The sequence below is a fragment of the Cupriavidus sp. C1SS-2L genome (assembly GCF_057073735.1).
This window is the reverse complement of sequence record NZ_CP172709.1, coordinates 1,776,701-1,796,898: the sequence shown is the minus strand read 5'-3', so window position 1 is coordinate 1,796,898 and position 20,198 is coordinate 1,776,701. Positions and strand designations below refer to the sequence as shown.

15 protein-coding genes are annotated in these 20,198 nt (G+C 62.3%); 3 read left to right on the top strand and 12 right to left on the bottom strand.

Annotation, left to right across the window (positions count from 1 at the left end; all coding sequences use genetic code 11):
* Window positions 1-87 precede the first annotated feature (87 nt).
* From oxlT (ACIGJG_RS25950) to oxlT (ACIGJG_RS25935), 4 genes are all read right to left on the bottom strand, one after another.
* Window positions 88-1,407: an oxalate/formate MFS antiporter gene (gene oxlT / locus ACIGJG_RS25950; protein WP_011300768.1), complete on the bottom strand. Its 1,320-nt coding sequence runs from the start codon at window positions 1,405-1,407 to the stop codon at window positions 88-90.
* A gap of 673 nt (window positions 1,408-2,080) precedes the next feature.
* Window positions 2,081-2,299 (bottom strand): hypothetical protein, encoded by a 219-nt coding sequence (locus ACIGJG_RS25945; protein WP_011300769.1) that lies wholly within the window; start codon window positions 2,297-2,299, stop codon window positions 2,081-2,083.
* A gap of 143 nt (window positions 2,300-2,442) precedes the next feature.
* Complete coding sequence (locus tag ACIGJG_RS25940) at window positions 2,443-3,375, bottom strand: LysR family transcriptional regulator (RefSeq protein ID WP_011300770.1); 933 nt, start codon at window positions 3,373-3,375, stop codon at window positions 2,443-2,445.
* Window positions 3,376-3,630: 255 nt separating this feature from the next.
* On the bottom strand, window positions 3,631-4,962 hold the full coding sequence (oxlT, locus tag ACIGJG_RS25935) for an oxalate/formate MFS antiporter (protein WP_011300771.1): 1,332 nt from the start codon (window positions 4,960-4,962) through the stop codon (window positions 3,631-3,633).
* 208 nt (window positions 4,963-5,170) lie between these two features.
* Here oxlT (ACIGJG_RS25935) and ACIGJG_RS25930 point away from each other — a divergent pair, with 208 nt between their 5' ends.
* The 3 genes from ACIGJG_RS25930 to ACIGJG_RS25920 all read left to right on the top strand — a co-directional run bounded on the left by ACIGJG_RS25930 (window position 5,171) and on the right by ACIGJG_RS25920 (window position 9,120).
* The gene (locus tag ACIGJG_RS25930) at window positions 5,171-6,109 is read left to right on the top strand and encodes a LysR family transcriptional regulator (RefSeq protein WP_011300772.1); all 939 of its coding nucleotides are present in this window, start codon (window positions 5,171-5,173) and stop codon (window positions 6,107-6,109) included.
* A 111-nt stretch (window positions 6,110-6,220) separates the two neighbouring features.
* Window positions 6,221-6,523: an HAD family hydrolase gene (locus tag ACIGJG_RS25925; RefSeq protein WP_011300773.1), complete on the top strand. Its 303-nt coding sequence runs from the start codon at window positions 6,221-6,223 to the stop codon at window positions 6,521-6,523.
* A 353-nt stretch (window positions 6,524-6,876) separates the two neighbouring features.
* Window positions 6,877-9,120 carry a TonB-dependent receptor gene (locus tag ACIGJG_RS25920; protein WP_483673273.1) on the top strand — a complete coding sequence of 748 codons (2,244 nt, stop codon included), beginning with the start codon at window positions 6,877-6,879 and terminating at the stop codon, window positions 9,118-9,120.
* Between the two features lie 107 nt (window positions 9,121-9,227).
* On the opposite strand, the gene ACIGJG_RS25915 is transcribed toward ACIGJG_RS25920, so the two are convergent.
* The 8 genes from ACIGJG_RS25915 to ACIGJG_RS25880 all read right to left on the bottom strand — a co-directional run bounded on the left by ACIGJG_RS25915 (window position 9,228) and on the right by ACIGJG_RS25880 (window position 20,182).
* The gene (locus ACIGJG_RS25915) at window positions 9,228-9,911 is read right to left on the bottom strand and encodes a Fe2+-dependent dioxygenase (protein ID WP_011300775.1); all 684 of its coding nucleotides are present in this window, start codon (window positions 9,909-9,911) and stop codon (window positions 9,228-9,230) included.
* A 159-nt stretch (window positions 9,912-10,070) separates the two neighbouring features.
* Entirely contained in the window at window positions 10,071-10,913 is an 843-nt protein-coding gene (locus ACIGJG_RS25910) for an alpha/beta hydrolase (protein WP_483674044.1), read from the bottom strand.
* 453 nt (window positions 10,914-11,366) lie between these two features.
* On the bottom strand, window positions 11,367-11,804 hold the full coding sequence (locus tag ACIGJG_RS25905; RefSeq protein WP_011300777.1) for a PAS domain-containing protein: 438 nt from the start codon (window positions 11,802-11,804) through the stop codon (window positions 11,367-11,369).
* A gap of 181 nt (window positions 11,805-11,985) precedes the next feature.
* Window positions 11,986-13,236, bottom strand: a complete 1,251-nt coding sequence (gene frc, locus ACIGJG_RS25900; protein WP_011300778.1) for a formyl-CoA transferase — start codon at window positions 13,234-13,236, stop codon at window positions 11,986-11,988.
* A gap of 54 nt (window positions 13,237-13,290) precedes the next feature.
* On the bottom strand, window positions 13,291-15,024 hold the full coding sequence (gene oxc / locus ACIGJG_RS25895) for an oxalyl-CoA decarboxylase (protein ID WP_011300779.1): 1,734 nt from the start codon (window positions 15,022-15,024) through the stop codon (window positions 13,291-13,293).
* A 573-nt stretch (window positions 15,025-15,597) separates the two neighbouring features.
* A complete protein-coding gene (gene oxlT, locus ACIGJG_RS25890; protein ID WP_011300780.1) occupies window positions 15,598-16,932 on the bottom strand; it encodes an oxalate/formate MFS antiporter in 1,335 nt (444 codons plus the stop codon).
* A 285-nt stretch (window positions 16,933-17,217) separates the two neighbouring features.
* Window positions 17,218-18,615 carry a Re/Si-specific NAD(P)(+) transhydrogenase subunit beta gene (gene pntB / locus ACIGJG_RS25885; protein ID WP_011300781.1) on the bottom strand — a complete coding sequence of 466 codons (1,398 nt, stop codon included), beginning with the start codon at window positions 18,613-18,615 and terminating at the stop codon, window positions 17,218-17,220.
* Between the two features lie 10 nt (window positions 18,616-18,625).
* On the bottom strand, window positions 18,626-20,182 hold the full coding sequence (locus ACIGJG_RS25880) for a Re/Si-specific NAD(P)(+) transhydrogenase subunit alpha (RefSeq protein WP_483673271.1): 1,557 nt from the start codon (window positions 20,180-20,182) through the stop codon (window positions 18,626-18,628).
* Window positions 20,183-20,198 lie beyond the last annotated feature (16 nt).

Below are 20,198 nucleotides of genomic sequence, written 5' to 3'. Positions count from 1 at the left end.
CTTCCTCGTATTGTGCTACCGGCTGCGCTGTCTGTGCTGCGTGATGACAGCGCCACGCCGTATGGCTCTCTTCATCGTTGCATCAGATCAGGTCAGGTCCTCCGGCACGGCGCGGTATCCCATCGGGCTGGTGGTATTGGCATGCACATACTTGCGGGCATGGGCTTCACGCATCGGCTTGAGCACAAAGAGTGCAAGCAGCGCGGACAGTCCGGCCATGGCCGAGGCCAGCACGAACACCGCATGCCAGTCGCCGGTCGCGGCGGTGATCACGCTCGAGAACGGTACCAGCAGCGCGGCCGTGCCCTTGGCGGTGTACAGCAAGCCGGCATTGGTGGCAGCGAATTTCGGGCCGAAGGTATCGCCGCAGGTCGCCGGGAACAGGCTGTAGATCTCGCCCCAGGCGAAGAACACGATGCCGGTCAGCACCACGAACGCCACCGGGTTGTGCCCGTATTTCGACAGCAGCAGGATGCCGACTGCTTCCACCGCGAAAGCGAAGAACATGGTGCGCTCGCGGCCGATATGGTCGGAGATCCAGCCGAAGAACGGACGGGTCAGGCCGTTGAGCACGCGGTCGATGGTCAGCGCGAAGGTCAGTGCGGGCAGCGTCAGGCCGAGGATCGATACCGGCGAGTCATGCAAGCCGAAGTCCTTGGCGATCGGTCCGAGCTGCGCGGTGGCCATCAGGCCGCCGGCGGCCATCATCACGAACATCGCGTACATGATCCAGAAGATCGGCGACTTCAGCACCTGGCGCGGCGTGGCGTTGTAGGTGGCGGCTGCCTTCAGCGTGGACTTGACCTCGCTCAGGATCTTCGCCGACGGCGGGTACAGGGCCATGCCGAGGAGGAACACGATCAGGCCCTGGCCCAGCCCGAACCACAGGAACGTGGCTTCATAGCCCGATGACTTGATCATGTTGGCGATCGGCACCACCGTCATGGCGGAACCCGCACCGAAGCCCGCCGCCGTGATGCCCGCGGCCAGGCCGCGCCGGTTCGGGAACCACTTGAGCGCATTGCCCACGCAGGTGCCATAGACCGCGCCGGCACCGACACCCCCGATGGCCGCCGCAACGTACAGCATCGGCAGCGATGACGCCATGGAATTCAGCACCCATGCCACTGCGCACAGCAGGCCGCCGCCTACGACGACGGGACGCGGGCCGTACTTGTCGACCAGATAGCCTTCGATCGGCACGAGCCAGGTTTCAGTCACGACGAAGATCGTGAACGCGACCTGAATCGCGGTGCGGCCCCAGTGGTACTTCTCATCGATCGGGTTGACGAACAGCGTCCACCCATACTGCATGTTGGCAATCATCGCCATACAGATGACGCCGAAGACCAGCTGTACCCACGGCGACGCAAAGCGCGACGTGGACTCCTTGTGCTGCAGTTCCATGATGTCTCCTTCTAGGCGGTCGAAACCACCCGTGGTGGAAGATGCGGGCGCCTGCTGACGCCTCTCGCTTACTGCGCTTTCTCGAACAGCTGAGCCGTTCTAGTGCTATACGGTATGTGATATATCACGCAAGTCAAGCGTATTCTTCGCGGCCCTGCAGCATCCGGTTTGCACGGAAAATCGCCACGCCGCGGCGTGGCGAATCGACTGGTGCGCAACGCGCATCAACGTGGCAGACGAAAGTTTCCGGAGCCTTTGGAAATCAAGGAGTTGCCGTGTCCTGCCGCATCAATCCCGCGCGTCAGAACAGGCGTCAGCATGACGCGATTCGCAGCACGGGAACATGGCAAAACAGCTGGGCTGGGGAAAGTCCCTAGATGGAGACAATCAAGACATTACCCGTTTGTCTGCACAAATAAGACGTGGGTACATCCTGGAACCGGCGGTTCGCCGGACAGTGGCAGAGGATGCGCGGGGGGATACGCAGTCCACTGAGGGAAGGCGGCCGAGGCTTCGCTTCATCGTGTTTCGCTGCTGCGAGCGCTGTACCGAAACGCCAGCGCGAACTGCGGGACAACACGTCATGCGGGATACTGCGCCAAGGGTTGCCGGCCGCTACAGCCCTTGTCCGATGCGCCGCTCAGTCAGGCACGGCGCCAGATGCAAGCGGCCATCAGGCGTAGGCGAGTTCGCCGGCGGCTGCAACCGTACGCGACGGGCGAGCGCGTCCAACGCCATCGCTTTCCTGGTTCGAACCCAGCCCTGCGAAGCGGCCATGTGCCTGCGCGGTCACCAGCACGTCCATCGGCAGGCGCGTAGCCAGCAGGGTCGTCATGCCGACACCGGCAGCGATCAGGCCCAGACCGAGAACGAAGAGAAGAGCGACTTCCATTTGAAAACTCCCATTGCTTTGTGTTTAGGAGTTTCCATTATATGCTGCGCCGCAGTATGTGTAAATATCCTGTATGTAATATATCAGTGGTGGTTTTGCTCCAATACAACAGCGGTCAACGGCGGCCGGAACCGCCCTGAATCCTAGACTTCCACCGGGACAGGCGGCTGCCGGTCCGGTTCGGCGGCATCGCGGTACTCCAGTCCGCGCAGCGCATCCCAGATGGCCGCGGCGTTGGGCTTCAGCGATCGGCTCTTGCGCCGCACAAGCATGACCGTGGATGTGACCTGCGGCCGCAATGGCCGCATGACGGCTGCGGGATGAAGACCGCCCGCCTGCGCGCGCGATGGCACTACGCCGATGCCGAGCCCAAGCGCCACCATGCCGAACACCGCAGCGAAATGCCCAAGCAATTGCAACGAACCGGCACGCACGTGGTGGTGGCTGAGCGCTTTTTCCACGACGGGCTGCACGCCGCACTGCTGGTCGAGCGTGAACACGTTGGCATTGGACAGGTCGCCCCATGCAATGGCGTCACGCGATGCGAGCGGATGCTGCGCGGGCAGCACGGCGTGATACGGGTCGACGCACAGCGGCTCGCAATAGAGGTCATCACTCGATTGCGGATCGGTGGCAATGCCGAAGTCGACTTCGCCGCTGCGCACGCTCTGCAATACGGATTCCTGCGAACGGTCCTTCAGGTGGATGGCGATCGCGGGCCACGCCTTGCGGCAACCGGCCAGCCAAGCGGGCACGGACATCGAACTGAGCACCGGGTCCGTCGCAATCTGCACCATGCCTTGCGATGGCCGCGCGGCACCCTGGCTTTCACGCAGCGTCTGCTCGACCTCTTCGATCAGGTGGCAGATGCGTTGCGACAGATGCTGTCCGGCGTCCGTCAGTTCGACCTGGCGCGTGGTGCGGTCGAACAGGCGCTGGTCGATTTCTTCTTCCAGCTCGCGCACGCTGCGGCTCACGGCCGATTGCGTGAGGCCCAGCTCAGCCGCGGCGCGCGTAAAGCTCTTGTGCCGGGCAACGGCGGCGAATGCCTTCAGTTGGGGAAGTGAAATGTTCATGACCGCCCTCCTCCTCCGTCCCATTTCGGTTGCGCCAACGGCATCGCAGTACCGCGATGCGTCGCAGCGGAAGTTCCTGCGGCAAGCGTGGATGGTTTCAGTCTGCGCACGGCTGTCTCCTTGGCGGCGAGGCCACCTGTTATGAGTTGTTGTGTCCGTGGCCCACATGCCAAGCGGCCTGCGCCGTGCGCAGACCGCTTGCCGGGGGCGTTGGGGTCCGGATGCACGGCCCCCCAGTCCTTCCCTGCTTCCTGTTTATTCGGCTTCCCTATGGGTGCGTACCATGAACGCGGCATCCGACACCGGCACGGCGGCCTCGGCATGGCCCGTGATGAACCGCCTGCGCATCGGCGCAAGCACCACCTTCGCCGACAGCCCGGCCGCGATCGTCACCACTGCCGCCACCGTGAACACCGCATCCCAGCCGCCACGTGCGGACAGGATCGACGCCAGCGGTACCAGCATCGCGGCCGTGCCCTTTGCCGTGTACAGCGTGCCCGCATTCGCTGCAGCAAACTTGCTGCCAAACGTGTCTGCGCACAGTGCCGGGAAGATCGAGAAGATCTCGCCCCAGAACAGGAACGTGAGCGCCGCGAAGAACATGAAGGCGTACGGGTCGTGGCCGAACTTCATCAGACCCAACAGCGCCAGGCCTTCGCCGATGAAGATCACGAACATCGTGTTCTCGCGGCCGAAGCGGTCAGACAGGAAACCACAGAGAGGACGCGTGAAGCCGTTGCACAGGTTGTCGATCGACAGCGTCATCGTCAGCAGCGGCAGCGTCATACCGAGCATCGTCACCGGCATCGAGGCGAAGCCGAAGTCCTTGGCGATCGGGCCAAGCTGCGCCGTGGCCATGATGCCGCCGGCAGCGACTGCGACGAAGCTCGCGTAGATCAGCCAGAACACCGGCGTCTTCACCATCTGGCCAGGCGTGAACTCGACCGGGTTCGTCAGCACCGCCTTGGCTGCCACCGCGCCCTTCGGTGCACGCGGCTTCACCAGCAGCAACGACAGTGCGAAGATCGCCACGCCTTGCAGGATGCCGAAGAACAGGAAGGCGTGCTCATAGCCCGAGCTCTGGATCATGTTCGCGATGGGAATCACCGTGATTGCGGAGCCCGCGCCAAAGCCTGCCGCCGTCAGGCCAGCCGCCAGGCCGCGCTTGTCCGGGAACCACTTCAGCGCATTGCCTACGCAGGTGCCATACACGCCACCGGCGCCGATGCCCGCGATCACCGCGGCCGCATACAGCTCCGGCAGCGTGGTCGCATACGCGTTCATCACCCAAGCAAGGCCCGCGCAGATCGCGCCACCTGCCACAACCGGCCGCGGGCCGAACTTGTCCACCAGCCAGCCCTCAAGCGGCACCAGCCAGGTTTCGGTCACAATAAAAATCGAAAACGCCACCTGGATTGCGGACGTGCCCCAGTGATGCTTGGCGTCCATCGGTGACACGAAGAGGGTCCAGCCATACTGCAGGTTTGCAACCAAACCCATGCAAACCACGCCTACGGCCAACTGAAACCAACGATTCTGCACGCCGCGTCCATTGCCGGACACGGCTGCCGCTTGATGTTGCGCCATCTAACTGTCTCCTAGTGCGGTTCTGATGCGTCCCCGACGGGACGCTTTCCTGGGCCTCTGTGGGGCGGGCCCTAAACGACTAGATCGGCGCCTGACATTGCGGCATGCAAATCTGTGGGATTGATGCTACTTCAATCTAAGATTCAGACGGCTTAAAGTTTTTTATCATATGCATTGACGACCGTTTATATATTGCACGGAACAACTGATGAAGAATGCCACCCTGCGCCAGCTTAAAGTCTTTGAAACCGTGGCCCGGCACATGAGCTTTTCGCGTGCCGCCGAAGAACTGCACCTGACTCAACCGGCCGTGTCCACGCAAGTCAGGCAGCTCGAAAGCCACGTCGGCCTGCCGTTGTTCGAGCAACTGGGCAAGAAAATCTATCTCACGCCCGCGGGCCATGAGATGCTCCACTACAGCCGCAGCATCATCCAGCAATTCCGCGAAGCGGAAGACGCCATGTCGCAGCTCAAGGGCATCTCCGGCGGCCGGCTCAACGTAGCGGTGATCAGCGCTGGCGACTATTTCTTCCCACGGCTGCTGGCCGAATTCATGGAACGGCACGACGGCGTCACGCTGAATCTTGCGGTGCACAATCGCGAGGAACTGTTGCACCAGCTGGCTGGCAACCTCACGGACCTCGCCGTCATGGTGCGCCCGCCCGAAAGCATGGACACCATCAACGAATCGTTCGCGCCGCACCCTTATGTGATTGTCGCCGCGCCGACACATCCCCTGGTCGGACAGCGCAAGATCCCGCTGTCCGCGCTCACCGATGAGGCTTTCGTCGCACGGGAGAAGGGCTCCGATACGTGGAACTCCATGCAGGAAGGCTTTGCCGGGCGGCTGTCGAACATGCGCATCGCCATGGAGATCAAAAGTACCGAGACCATCAAGCAGGCGGTCATTGCGAACATGGGCATTGCGTTCCTTTCCGCCCATACCGTGGGCCTGGAGTTGCAGACCGGCAAGCTTGCCGTCCTGGATATCGAAGGCTTCCCGGTCATGCTCAACTGGTATGTGGTGCACCGCAAGAACAAGCGGTTGCCGCCCGTGGCGCTTGCGTTCAAGCAGTTCCTGATGGAGGAAGGCGCAGGCCTGATTCAGCGCATCACAGGCGTTGAGGGGCTGATCCGGCACGCGTGATACATAAACGATATCTTATGATTTATCGATGAAACTTTAATTATCGTAAATCCATGGCCGCCCCTATGCTTCCCTCTACCGCACCGCCAGAGAGAAGACAGGAGGCACACCATGAACCAGATCGAGATCGAACGCCAGCCGGCCGCCACGCTGGGCAGTGACAACCAACCGCTTTCGCGCGCCACCCAGCTCGCCGCCTACAACGCGGCGTTCATCGAACTGGGCCTGCGCTTCCGCTGGGACGAGGCGATGTACGAATGGCTGTGCGGCATCGAATGCGAGAAGGAGCGCGTGGCCCGCTACATCGAGGAACACCACACGCATCTGCTCACCGCGTATGACGCCGCATTCCTGAGCCAGCTGATCTTCGACAAGAAAAACGAATACCTGCGAGCGGTCGGTCATCTCAACTGAACAGCTGAGACGCCGATCTCCACTTGAAGCGAGCGCGCTCACGGGGCGTGCTCGCTTTTTTTGGTTTGTGCGCCAGGGGCTACATCACAAAAGGCCCTCGAGAAACCTGCGGACCTGCACGTCGACTTAGGAATGCAGCACTCAATATGCACAGAAGTCTACTTTTTTTATTGAGTACGAATGATTCGTATTTGTATTTTGATTTTCAATTACGTACAATCGCCTTTCGTTATGGATGACTTGCATCAATAGCTTCATCGTTGCCTGAACTTGTCTTCATGACGATGCATTGATCGCGTCAAGAACTACAAAGGGAAGGTAGAACCGTGGAAGGAAAACAGGAAAAATTCCGTTTGAACCCGCTCGCCGCAGCGCTAACCGGTACCGTCGCGGCGTTCGCCATGCAAAGCGCCGGCGCGCAGGAAAACCAGCCGGCCGCCGAGCTTGCGGCCGCGTCGAAGCCGGTGACGCTGCAAAGCGTGACGGTGACGAGCACGAAGGACGATGGCTACAAGGTGGACGAAGCCCAGTCGTCCAAGTTCACCGCCCCGCTGCTCGACACGCCGAAGTCCGTCACCGTCGTGCCGGCCGAAGTGCTGCAGCAGACCGGCTCCAACTCGCTGCAGGACGCCTTGCGTACCACGCCGGGCATCACGTTCGGCGCCGGCGAAGGCGGCAACCCGATCGGCGACCGTCCTTTCATCCGCGGTTTCGACTCGATGTCGAGCATCTACGTCGATGGCGTGCGCGACACAGCCTCGCAGACGCGCGACATGTTCAACATCGACCGCGTCGAAGTCATCAAGGGACCGAGCTCGGCCTTCGGCGGCAAGGGTTCGGCCGGCGGCATGATCAACCTCGTGTCGAAGCTGCCCACCGCCGAGAACTTCGTGCAGGGTTCGGTCGGCGTGGGCACGGATTCGTACTTCCGCGCCACGGCTGACGGCAACTACCTGCTCAACGACAACACCGCGGTGCGCCTGAACGCGATGGGCCAGTCCTTCGACGTGCCGGGCCGCAACGAAGTCGACCAGCACTCTTGGGGCTTTGCGCCATCGGTGACGTTCGGCCTGAGTTCGCCCACGCAGGTCACGCTGTCCTACTACCACTTGCAGGGCGACGGCATGCCTGACTACAGCATCCCGTACGCGCGCCCGTCCAGCCAGGCGACCAAGGCCAACCCGTCGGCGCCGGCCAGCGTCGACCGCAATAACTTCTACGGGCTGACCGATCGCGACTTCCAGCGTACGCAGTCCGACATTGCCACCGCATCGGTCCAGCATGATTTCCGCAACGGCCTCGTGTTCCGCAACACGACACGCTGGGGCCGTGCAACGAACGACTACGTCGTCACGAATCCCGACGACAGCCGCGGCAACGTGCCGCGCGGCTTCGTATGGCGCAACACCAAGAACCGCGACTCGGCCACCGAGACCCTGACCAACCAGACCGACCTGACGTCGGAATTCCACACCGGCAGCCTCAAGCACAACCTGCTGTTCGGCTTCGAGTTCAGCCGCGATAACACGGACAACAACCCGTACAACGTGGTGTCGGCCAACGCGGCCGCATCGGGTGGCACTTGCAACGCTTCGCTACTGGCGAGCTTCGACTGCGCGCCGCTGGGCAATCCGAACCCGAACGATCCGTGGCGCGGCAGCATCACCAAGATGCCGTACACGCAGACCACAACGACCAATACGCAATCGGTCTACCTGTTCGACACGATCGAAATCACCAAGCAGTGGCTGGTCAACGGCGGCATCCGCTACGACAACTACGACACGCACTCCTTCACCAACGCGTACACCAACCCGAACACCGGCGCGGCCGTGGCGCAGGTGGACATCCGCAACCAGTCGCACTTCTTCAACTACCAGGCCGGCGTGGTGTACAAGCCGGTCGAGTACGGCAGCATCTATGTGTCGTACGGCACGTCGTCGACGCCGCCCGGTTCGACCAATGGCGACGGCGCGGACAACATCACCGCGGCGCAGCGCAATCTCGAGCCTGAAACCGCGCGCTCGTTCGAAATCGGCACCAAGTGGGACCTGCTGTCGCGCCGCCTGTCGCTGACCGGTGCGATCTTCCAGATCGAGAAGAACAATGCGCGCGTGGCCGTCGACGCCAACACTACCGTCAACGCGGGCAAGCAGCGCGTGAAGGGCTTCGAGCTGGGCTTCGCCGGCAACCTGACCGACAAGTGGGGCGTATTCGGCGGCTATACCCACCTGGACAGCGAACTGATCGATAACGGCCCGCAAGCCGCGAACGCCGCCAACAACGGCAACCAGTTCCCCAACACGCCGAAAAGCAGCTTCAGCCTGTGGACGACTTACCAGGTACTGGCACCGCTGACGATCGGCGCAGGCGCCTACTATGTCGACAAGGTCTACGCCAATCCGGCCAACTCGCTGTACGTGCCGTCGTACTGGCGCTTCGACCTGATGGGTGCGTACCGCGTGAACAAGAACCTGACGCTGCAGCTGAACATCCAGAACCTGTTCGACAAGACGTACTACACCAAGGCGCATACGCACTACGGCGCTCTGGCGCCGGGCCGCTTCGGTATGCTGACGGCGAACTTCAGGTTCTGAGGCTGAATGGATTCAAGCGTTGCGAGCAACCGCGGGTTTTGGCATTTTTGTGCCGGAGCCCGCGGTTTTTTGTTGTTTTAACAGGCTCTTTGGCGCTTGCGTTGCTGTCAGGCGTCGGCCCAGCGGCGCAGCAGGTTATGGTAGACGCCGGTCAACCCTACTACGCCCGAATCCTTTTGCCCCATCTCTTCCGCAACCTGCTGGATCCGCGTGTCGAGTTCGAACAGCAAGGCGCGCTGCCCTTCGTCCCGCACCATGCTCTGGATCCAGAAGAACGATGACACGCGCGCGCCGCGCGTGACGGGCGTGACGTGGTGCAGGCTGGTGGCCGGGTACAGCACCATATAGCCCGCCGGCAGTTTGACGCGGTGCTGGCCGTAGGTGTCTTCGATCACGAGTTCGCCGCCGTCGTAGTCCTGCGGCTCCGTCAGGAACAGCGTCGCGGAAAGATCGCTGCGCACGCGAAAGCCGGTGCCGCGCAGGTAGCGGATGGCATTGTCGACGTGGTTGTCGAACGCCTGGCCGCCCTCATAGCGGTTGAACAGCGGCGGGAACACCTTGAGCGGCAGCGCTGCGGAGAAGAACGTCGCGTTGGCGCCCAGTGCATCCTGGATCAGATCGCCGATTTGCCGCGCGACAGGCGAGCCCTCTGGCAGTTGCATGTTGCGCTTGGCCAGCGCGGACTGATGTCCGGACGTGGCATTGCCATCGGTCCAGTCCGCGACATCCATCATTTGCCGGCATTGCGCTACCTGGGCCTTGGACAGGACGTCCGGAATCTGCAGCATCATGGCTCGTGCCTACCTTCGGGTCGGGGATCGAAGATTGTAGGGTAAAGGCGGCCTCAAACGCAAACAGGAATCATTATCAGTTTGTTCCAAGCACGTGCGGAGGCCGAAAAATGGCGACGGCCTGCGGCGGCCGTTTGGCAATTGCTGCGCGACTCGTGACTATTCGGCGGCCAGGGAGATACCGACCAATGCCTCGAATGGCTCGTTCGCGGGTTCGGCAAAGACGCCCCTCCGCGCGGTGCCGAAGTTCTGTCCACTGTTCTCGTCTTCGCGGAGAAACTGCGCGACAGTGCTGGCGACCAGCCTGCGATCATTGTCGATGCTCAGCATGTGGTAGCTCTCGTCCACGACGAGCAACTTGGCCGCGCGAATGTGCTTGCTGAGAAAGTAGGCCGATCGCAGGCTCGTCAACTCATCTTCGCGAGCGTGAATAATCAGTGCTGGCCGGCTAACGCGCCGTACGCGCTTGCGGACGTAGCTGCGCAGGCGATCCAGTTCGCGGATGCAGGTGAGCGGCGTCCACGAATAGTGAAACGTGTCGCCTCGCAGGAAGCGAGCCTTGATTGCCGCGCGCAATACGCCGTTCTTGACACCGAACGGCTCGGATTCCTTCACGCGGAATTTGTCGCGGGCTCGCGGCAGACGGTACACCAGATGCCGCAAGCCGCGATACCAGGGCAGAGACCAGCCGTCGAGGAATACAGGTGCTGCCAGTGCGACGACGCGGCCGCGCCTGTCGCCGATCAACTGGCTCAACGCAAGCGCCAGCAACGCACCCATGCACATGCCGACGATGTGGACGGTATCGTGCCTGGCGCGCAGTTCAAGATATTCAATCGATACGGCCTCAAGCCACTGCTCGAACCTTACGCCGACCAGATCCTCCGGGCGTGTACCATGCCCGGGCAGTACGGCGCACTTTGTTTCGTATCCTTCCGCCTTCAGCGTCTTCTCGACAAGCCGAAGCTCATGTTCGGTACCGCCGAGACCGTGGATCAACAGGGCTGCAACTGTATTGCAAGAACCCGTAGCATCGCCACCCAAGAACTGTCCATCCACTGTTCTATTCACTTTATTCCAGGTACCGCACTGTGTCTCCGTGCGGCGCCTTCGCTACTCAGCACGTAATTGTTTGTAAACGAAACGAGCCGTCATCTCGTTGACATTCGGACGTACCTAGTCTGTCACGCGGGACATAGCCTTCACATACGGATTTGCCCGGCACCGTGCAGCAATAGAACAGGGACTCCCCGGAAAAATGGACCTCGAATCACACACAGAAAGGGCGTTATGCGCACATCCCTCGAACAAGGAATAGTTATGAATTGATTTAAATCATTATTGCTAAAAAAATCTCTGGATCGGAACTGGACTGACACCGGTCTTGCGAGAACGAGATACTCTTCCCGGCTCTCGCAAACCAGCTGTTGTGGCACTTGACCGCGCATGCCGGCGTCAGGCGCCGACTTTCAACTGCGCCTCAAGTTCGGTAATGCGTTTGCGCAGCGCCCGCTCTTCCTGGAAACGCACGGTTTCATCGCGAATGATGGCGACAATGCCCGAAATCTTGCCATCGTCACCGTGCAGCAGCGCCACGGTAAAGGCGATGGACATCGACTTGCCGTTCTTGTCGACAGCCGGCACCTTCAACAGGTCGTGGCCGTAACGCGTGATGCCCGTGGCCATGGTCTTGTCGTAGCCCTCCCAATGGCGGCCGCGCAACCGCTCCGGAATGATCAGGTCCAGCGACTGGCCCATCGCTTCGGCCTGCGTGTAGCCGAACATGCGTTCGGCTGCCGGGTTCCAGAGCGTGATGGCGCCGTTGGCGTCGGAGATGATGACGGCGTCACCGATGGCGGAAACCAGTTGTTCGTAGTCGATGCTGGCTTGCATGGGGATCCCCTCTTTGCCGGACATTGCGGCAGGGTGTAAAGGTTGGCGGTAAAGATTCGCGGCAACGTGCCGCAATGCAGTTTGGCACAGCTGTGCGCTTCAGTAAAAACGCCGGAGACCGCGTGCGCGGCGCTCCGGCGTCCGGTTCAGCTCAGTCCTGTTCAGGCACAGGCGAGCCGGTTCAGATCACCTGGCTTTCGCGCAGCCGCTTGATATCGTCAGCAGCGTAGCCGAGGCCCGCAAGCACTTCCTCGCTGTGCTCGCCGAGCAGCGGCGAACCCGTGATTTCCGGCTTGAGGTCGGAGAATTTGATCGGGCTGCCCACCGTCAGGTACGAGCCGCGCTCCTTGTGCTGCACTTCGGTGATCGAGCCGCTCGCGCGCAGCGATTCGTCGGCGGCGATTTCCTTCATCGACAACACCGGCGAGCACGGAATATCGTACTTGCGCAGGATGTCCACGGCCTCGTACTTGGTCTTGTCGGCAAGCCATTCTTCGATCGTCTTGAAGATGTCGAAGATATGCGGCTGACGCGCCTTGGCCGTGCTGTAGTTGGGATCGGTGATCCACTCCGGCTTGCCCAGCGCCTTGCAGATCGGCTCCCAAGCGTGGCCCTGGATGGTGAAGTAGATGTACGCGTTCGGGTCGGTCTCCCAGCCCTTGCACTTCAGCACCCAGCCCGGCTGTCCGCCACCGCCGGCGTTGCCGCCGCGCGGCACCACGTCGCTGAACTCGCCATGCGGATACTGCGGATACTCTTCCAGGTAGCCCAGGCGGTCCAGGCGCTGCTGGTCGCGCAGCTTCACGCGGCACAGGTTCAGCACGGCGTCCTGCATCGACACGGCCACCTTCTGGCCCTTGCCGGTCTTGTCGCGGCCGATCAGTGCCGTCAGGATGCCGATGGCCAGGTGCATGCCGGTGTTGGAATCGCCCAGCGCCGCGGCCGATACTGTCGGAGGACCATCCCAGAAGCCCGTGGTCGACGCTGCGCCGCCTGCACACTGCGCCACGTTTTCATACACCTTCAGGTCTTCATAGTGGTGGCCGTCGCTGAAGCCCTTGACCGAGGCGACGATCATCTTCGGGTTCAGTTCGTTGATGCGTTCCCACGAGAAGCCCATCCGATCCAGCGCGCCCGGGCCGAAGTTCTCGACCAGCACGTCCGATTCGCGGATCAGCTGCTCCAGGATCTTCTTGCCATCCGGCTTCTTGGTGTCCAGCGTGAGCGAGCGCTTGTTGCTGTTGAGCATGGTGAAGTACAGCGCGTCGACATCCGGGATGTCGCGCAGCTGCGTGCGCGTAACATCGCCCGAACCGGGGCGCTCCACCTTGATCACGTCCGCACCGAACCACGCGAGAAGCTGCGTGCACGCGGGCCCAGCCTGAACGTGCGTGAAGTCGATGATCTTGATGCCGTTGAGTGGGAGGGTCACTTTCGTTCTCCTATTGGATAAGCGGGTGAAATTCGGGATTGAAATTCGGTTGAATTACTTCTTGGCCGAGCTTTGCGGATTCAGGTTGGTCAGGCGGCCGCTTTCGGTGCCGGCAGACGGGTCGATCACAGCATTGACCAGCGTGGGCCTGCCCGAGCGCAGCGCTTCGTTCACGGCAGCCTCGAGTTCCGCCGGCGTGGTCACGTTGGCACCGACGCCGCCGAATGCTTCCATCATCTTGTCGTAGCGGGCACCCGGCACGAAGGTGGTGACCGCCGGGTCCGCGCCGCCGGTGGGGTTCTTGTCGATGCCCTTGTAAATGCCGTTGTTGTTGAAGATGACGATGCACACCGGCAGGTTGTAGCGGCAGATCGTCTCGACTTCCATGCCCGAGAAACCGAATGCACTGTCACCGCACAGCGCCAGCACCGGCTTATTGGTCTCGACCGCTGCGGCGACCGCGTAGCCCATGCCCACGCCCATCACGCCCCAGGTGCCGACGTCGAGGCGCTTGCGCGGCTCGTACATGTCGATCACGGCGCGGGCGTAGTCCAATGTGTTGGCGCCTTCGTTGACGAACGAGATGCCCGGATTGGCCTTGATGACGTCCTTCAGCACGCGCAGCCCGGTGTGGAAGTTCATCGGCGAGACTTCCTTGTTCAGCAGCTCGCCCATCTTCGCCAGGTTCTTGTCCTTGCGTTCGTACACAGCGTTCAACCACTCGGCGGGCGGCTTGGCAAAGTCGTTGCCTACCTTGCCAAGGATCGCCGACACGCACGAACCGATGTCACCCACCACCGGCGCGGCGATGGCGACGTTGCTGTCCATCTCGGTCGGCGAGATGTCGATCTGGATGAACTGCTTCGGGCCGCCCCAGGTCTTGCCCTTGCCGTGCGACAGCAGCCAGTTCAGGCGGGCGCCGACCAGCATCACCACATCGGCTTCAGCCAGCACGTACGAGCGTGCCGCCGAGGCCGATTGCGGATGCGTATCGGGCAGCAGGCCTTTGGCCATCGACATCGGCAGATACGGAATGCCGGTCTTCTCGACCAGCGCACGGATATCCTCGTCGGCGCGTGCGTAAGCGGCCCCCTTGCCCAGCAGGATCAGCGGGCGCTTGGCGTTCTTCAGCAATGCGACGGCGCGGTCGACCGAGTCCGGTGCGGGCAGTTGGCGCGGGGCCGGATCCACTACCTTGATCAGCGACTTCTTGCCCTTCTCTGCTTCCAGCGACTGGCCCAGCAGCTTGGCCGGCAGATCGAGATACACACCGCCCGGGCGGCCCGATACGGCGGCACGAATGGCACGCGCGATACCCACGCCAATGTCTTCGGCGTGCAGCACGCGGAAGGCAGCCTTCGCGTGCGGACGGGCAATGGCCAGCTGGTCCATCTCTTCGTAGTCACCCTGCTGCAGGTCGACGATCTCGCGCTCGCTCGAGCCGCTGATCAGGATCATCGGGAAGCAGTTGGTGGTGGCATGCGCCAGCGCCGTCAGGCCGTTCAGGAAGCCAGGGGCCGACACGGTCAGGCAAACGCCCGGCTTCTGCGAGATAAAGCCGGCAATCGCTGCGGCGTTGCCTGCGTTCTGCTCGTGACGGAAGCTGATGACGCGCATGCCGTTGGCCTGCGCCAGACGAGCCAGATCGGTGACCGGAATGCCGGGCAGGCCGTAGATGTTTTCGATGCCGTTCAGCTTCAGCGCGTCGATGACCAGATGGAAACCATCGGTTTGTGCCTGCTGTTCTTCCGCGGCGTGACGCTGCAGCTCGTTTCCGACTTCTGCCATGGTTGCTTCCTTCTATGCAAATTGACTGGGGTGGGAATGTGTTATTTCGTGGCTGCCGCGGTGGTGCTATCGGGCTGCTTGGCTACGACTTCGGACATGCTTGGTCTCCTATTGGACTTTTCTTCGTGGTGCATGAGGCTCGGCCCCCTGCTTCAATCTGTGCCGATCAATTCGACCGGTCTTGATGACATACGGTATGTGATATATCAGAGAACGGCAAGCTATTTTCCTACCTATCCATCAACTTTCGTCGATGCACTGCAGCAAACGAGCTCGAATCTGTGCCTAAATCAGCGCAACTCCTCAATGTGCGCCATTGATTCGCGTCGCGCACAGATCAAGGAAGCCAATGCACAGGCCAAGCGGCCTTTGAAGTTCGGCACCAAGATATATTACATACCAGATTTTCAGACGCTTTGACGCCCGCTGGAATGCTTTGCGAGGTCCTCGAGGTCTCTTACTGGCCCTGCTCCAGACGCTTGCGCCTGATGGCCTGGCGACATGCGCCAGGCCTCTACAATCTTTCAATGCATCGCTACAAGTACGGCGATGGCAATGCTCTCTGCCTATTGCCTATTCGCCGCGCCTGGCCGATGCACTCGCAAAGAAGGCCCCGTCCGATACCGGCATGGGCGTCTCCGAATGGCCCGTGATGAACCGCTTGCGCATCGGCGCCAGCAACAGCTTGGCCGATATCCCCGCTGCAATGGTGACGACCGCCGCGACGGTGAACACCGCGTCCCAGCCACCATTCGCCGACAGGATCGATGCAAGCGGCACCAGCATCGCCGCCGTGCCCTTCGCCGTGTATAGCGTGCCTGCGTTCGACGCCGCAAACTTGCTGCCGAACGTGTCCGCGCACAGTGCCGGGAAGATCGAAAAGATTTCGCCCCAGAACAGGAAGGTCAGCGCAGCGAACAAGATGAACGCATAGGGGTCGCGGCCAAACTGCATCAGGCCCAAGAGCGCGAGCCCCTCGCCGATGAAGATCACGAACATCGTGTTCTCGCGGCCAAAGCGGTCAGATAGAAAGCCGCACAGCGGACGCGTGAAGCCGTTGCATAGATTGTCGATCGACAGCGTCATCGTCAGCAGCGGCAGTGTCATGCCCAGCAGCGTCACCGGCATCGAGGCAAAGCCATAGTCCTTTGCAATCGGGCCGAGCTGCGCCGTTGCCATGATCCCGCCCGCGGCGACTGCCACGAAGCTTGCGTAGATCACCCAGAACACCGGCGTCTTCACCATCTGGCCGGGAGAGAATTCCACCTTGTTGGTCAGCACCGCCTTCGCCGCCACGGCACCCTTCGGCGCGCGCGGTTTCACCAGCAGCAGCGACAGCGCGAAAATCGCCACGCCTTGCAGGATGCCGAAGAACAGGAACGCACTTTCGTACCCGGCGCTGTGGATCATGTTCGCGATGGGAATCACCGTGATCGCCGCGCCCGTGCCAAAACCCGCCGCCGTCAGGCCGGCCGCCAGGCCGCGCTTGTCCGGGAACCACTTCAGCGCATTGCCCACGCACGTGCCATACACGCCACCGGCCCCGATGCCTGCGATCACCGCCGCTGCGTACAGCTCCGGCAGCGTCGTCGCATACGCGTTCATCACCCACGCCAGGCCGGCGCAGAGTGCACCGCCCGCCACCACCGGCCGCGGGCCGAACTTGTCCACCAGCCAGCCCTCAAGCGGCACCAGCCAGGTCTCGGTGACGATGAAGATCGAAAATGCCACCTGGATCGCGGACGTGCCCCAGTGATGCTTGGCGTCCATCGGTGACACAAAGAGAGTCCAGCCATATTGCAGGTTCGCTACCAGCCCCATGCAAACCACGCCTACGGCCAGCTGAAACCAACGATTCTGCAGGCCACGACCATTGCCGGACGTGGCTCCCGCTTCTTGATGCGCCATCTACCTGTCTCCTAGTGCTTTTCTGCGTCCTCGCCGGGACTGCTTGGGGTGCTCTATTTCGGCATCCCTATTCACAACGGGATCGGCGCCTGTCATTGCGGCACGTAAATCTGGGGATTGATGCTAACCGATGCTTAATTTGATGAGTCTTAAACTTTTTTATCGTATGTATTTATGATCGATTATATATTGCGAATTCCGCATCAATTGGGCCGCCGTCCGCCGCATGACTGCAAGTTAATACATAAGTCGTAGTCATGCTTTGCGGCGGACGAACGCGGCCAATCACGCGGGAACCTCCTCGAGCTGGCGCAACAACGCGTCTACGCTGCCCTTGGCATCGCCGAACCACATCCGCGTGTTTTCCTTGTAAAACAAGGGGTTGTCGACGCCCGCATAGCCGGCGGCCATGCTGCGCTTGGACACCACCACGGTGCGCGCTTTCCAGACTTCGAGCACCGGCATGCCGGCGATGGGGCTGGCGGGGTCTTCGAGCGCCCCCGGGTTAACGATATCGTTGGCGCCAACCACCAGAACGACGTCGGCGTGCTCAAAATCGTCGTTGATCTCCTCCATCTCGAGCACGATGTCATACGGCACGCGCGCCTCAGCCAGCAGCACGTTCATATGCCCGGGCAAACGGCCGGCGACCGGATGGATACCGAAGCGCACATTGACGCCCTGCGCACGCAGCCGCTTTGCGATCTCGCTGATGGTGCCCTGCGCCTGCGCCACCGCCATGCCGTAGCCGGGCACGATGATGACCTCGTTCGCGTCCTTCAGCAGCGCGCTGACCTCGTCGCTCGATACCGGCAACACCTCGCCCTGCTCTGTCGCCGCGCCCTTGGCCTGCGTGACGCCGAACCCGCCCAGGATCACCGACAGGAATTTGCGGTTCATGGCCTTGCACATGATGTAGCTGAGGATCGCGCCGCTCGAGCCAACCAACGCACCGGTGATGATGAGCAGGTCGTTGCCGAGCATGAAGCCAGTCGCCGCGGCGGCCCAGCCCGAGTAGCTGTTAAGCATCGACACCACCACCGGCATGTCGGCACCACCGATCGCCGCGACCAGGTGTGCACCCACCAGCAGCGCGATCACCGTCATCACGCCCAGCGGCACCAGCCCGTCCTGCACCGATGGCGCATTGAGGAACTGGTAGGCCAGCACCACGCACACGATCAGCGCCAGCGCGTTGAGCACGTGACGGCCCGGCAGCAGCGTCGGCTTGCCGCCGAGCGTGCCGCGCAGCTTGAGGAACGCGATCACCGAACCCGTGAACGTCACCGCGCCGATCAGGATGCCAAGGTAGGTTTCGATCTCGTGGATGGCCTTCTCCGCACCGGTCAGCGCATGCGCGTCCAGATAGTTCGCATAGCCCACCAGCACCGCAGCCAGGCCGACGAAGCTGTGCAGCACCGCAACCAGCTCCGGCATCTGCGTCATTTCCACGCGTCGGGCCAGCACCGCGCCGGCCGCCGCGCCGAGCACCATCGCGCCGATGATGATGGGCACCCCGTCCGGGCTGCCGGCCAGCACCGTGGTCAGCACGGCGATCACCATACCCGCGATGCCGAGCAGGTTGCCGCGCTTCGCGCTGGCCGGATGGCTCAGCCCGCTCAGGCTGAGGATGAAGAGCGCGCTCGCGCCCAGGTAAGCAATACTGCTGATTCCCGAAGGCATGTCTGTCTCCTCAGTCCCGCTGGAACATCTTCAGCATGCGCTGCGTCACGAGGAAGCCGCCTGCGATGTTGATGGTGGCGATCAGCACCGCCGCGCCGGCGACGATGGCGGTAACGAGCGACGGCTTGCCGAGCTGCACGAGCGCGCCGACCACGATGATCCCGCTGATCGCATTGGTCACGCTCATCAGCGGCGTGTGCAGGGCTGCCGTCACGTTCCACACGACCTGGTAGCCGACAAAAATGGCGAGCACGAACACCGTGAAGTGCGCCATGAACGCTGGTGGTGCCACGGCACCGAGCGCCAGCAACGCAATGACGGCGATAGCCAGTGCCGCCAGCGTCGTGCCCGTGCGGCTCGGTGGCGCGACGGGTTCGGAGGGCGCCTGCACTTCCGCTGCAGGTGCCGGTGGCGGCAAGGTCTTCAGCGGTGGCGGCGGCCAGGTCACGTCGCCCTGGTGCAGCACCGTGGCGCCACGGATCATCTCGTCATCCATATCGACAACGAGCTGGCCGTCCTTGGCGGGCGTCAGCTCCGTCAGCAGGTGCCGGATGTTGGTGGCGTAGAGCTGGCTCGACTGTGCGGCCATGCGGCTGGGCAGGTCGGTGTAGCCGACCACCGTGACCCCGTTGTGCGTCACCGATTCACCAGGCACGGTCAGCACGCAATTGCCGCCCTGCTCCGCGGCGAGATCGACCACCACGCTGCCGGGACGCATCAGCGCCACCGTGTCGGCCTCCAGCAAGCGGGGTGCGGGCTTGCCGGGAATCAGCGCGGTCGTGATGATGATGTCCACTTCGCGCGCCTGCTCGGCGAACAGCTTCATCTCGGCCTCGATGAACGCCGGGCTCATCTCCTTCGCGTAGCCGCCACTGCCGCTGCCGTCTTCCTCGATTTCCACCGTCAGGAATTCGGCGCCGAGACTTTCGATCTGCTGGCGCACCACGGGTCGCGTGTCGAACGCGCGTACCACGGCACCGAGGCTGCGCGCTGCGCCAATGGCGGCAAGGCCAGCCACGCCAGCGCCGATCACCAGCACGCGCGCGGGCGGAATCTTGCCCGCGGCCGTGATCTGGCCTGCGAACGGTCGGCCGAAGGCATGCGCGGCTTCGATCACTGCGCGATAGCCCGCCATATTGGCCATCGAGCTGAGCGCATCGAGCTTCTGCGCGCGTGAAATGCGCGGCACGCAATCCATCGCGAGCACCGTGGCGCCGCGTTGCGACAGCCGCTCCAGCAGCGTCAACTGCTGCGCGGGCCACACAAAGCTGATCAGCGTGGCGTGCTTCTTGAGCAGCGCCGCCTCTTCCACGCCGAGGCTCGGGTGGACCTGCGGCGGGCGCACCTTGATGACGACGTCGACCGACGCCCACAGGCTGGCGGCATCGACAATGGCTGCGCCGGCGGCACGATACGCTTCGTCCGAGAACGAGGCCTGCTGGCCTGCGCCGGATTCCACTGCCACCTCATAACCGAGCTTGGTCAGCTCCCTGACCGAATCGGGCGTCGCGGCAACGCGCCGCTCCCCGGGATGGACCTCCCGGGGGACACCAATTGTCATTGGCATGGCTTTCCCTTTGATT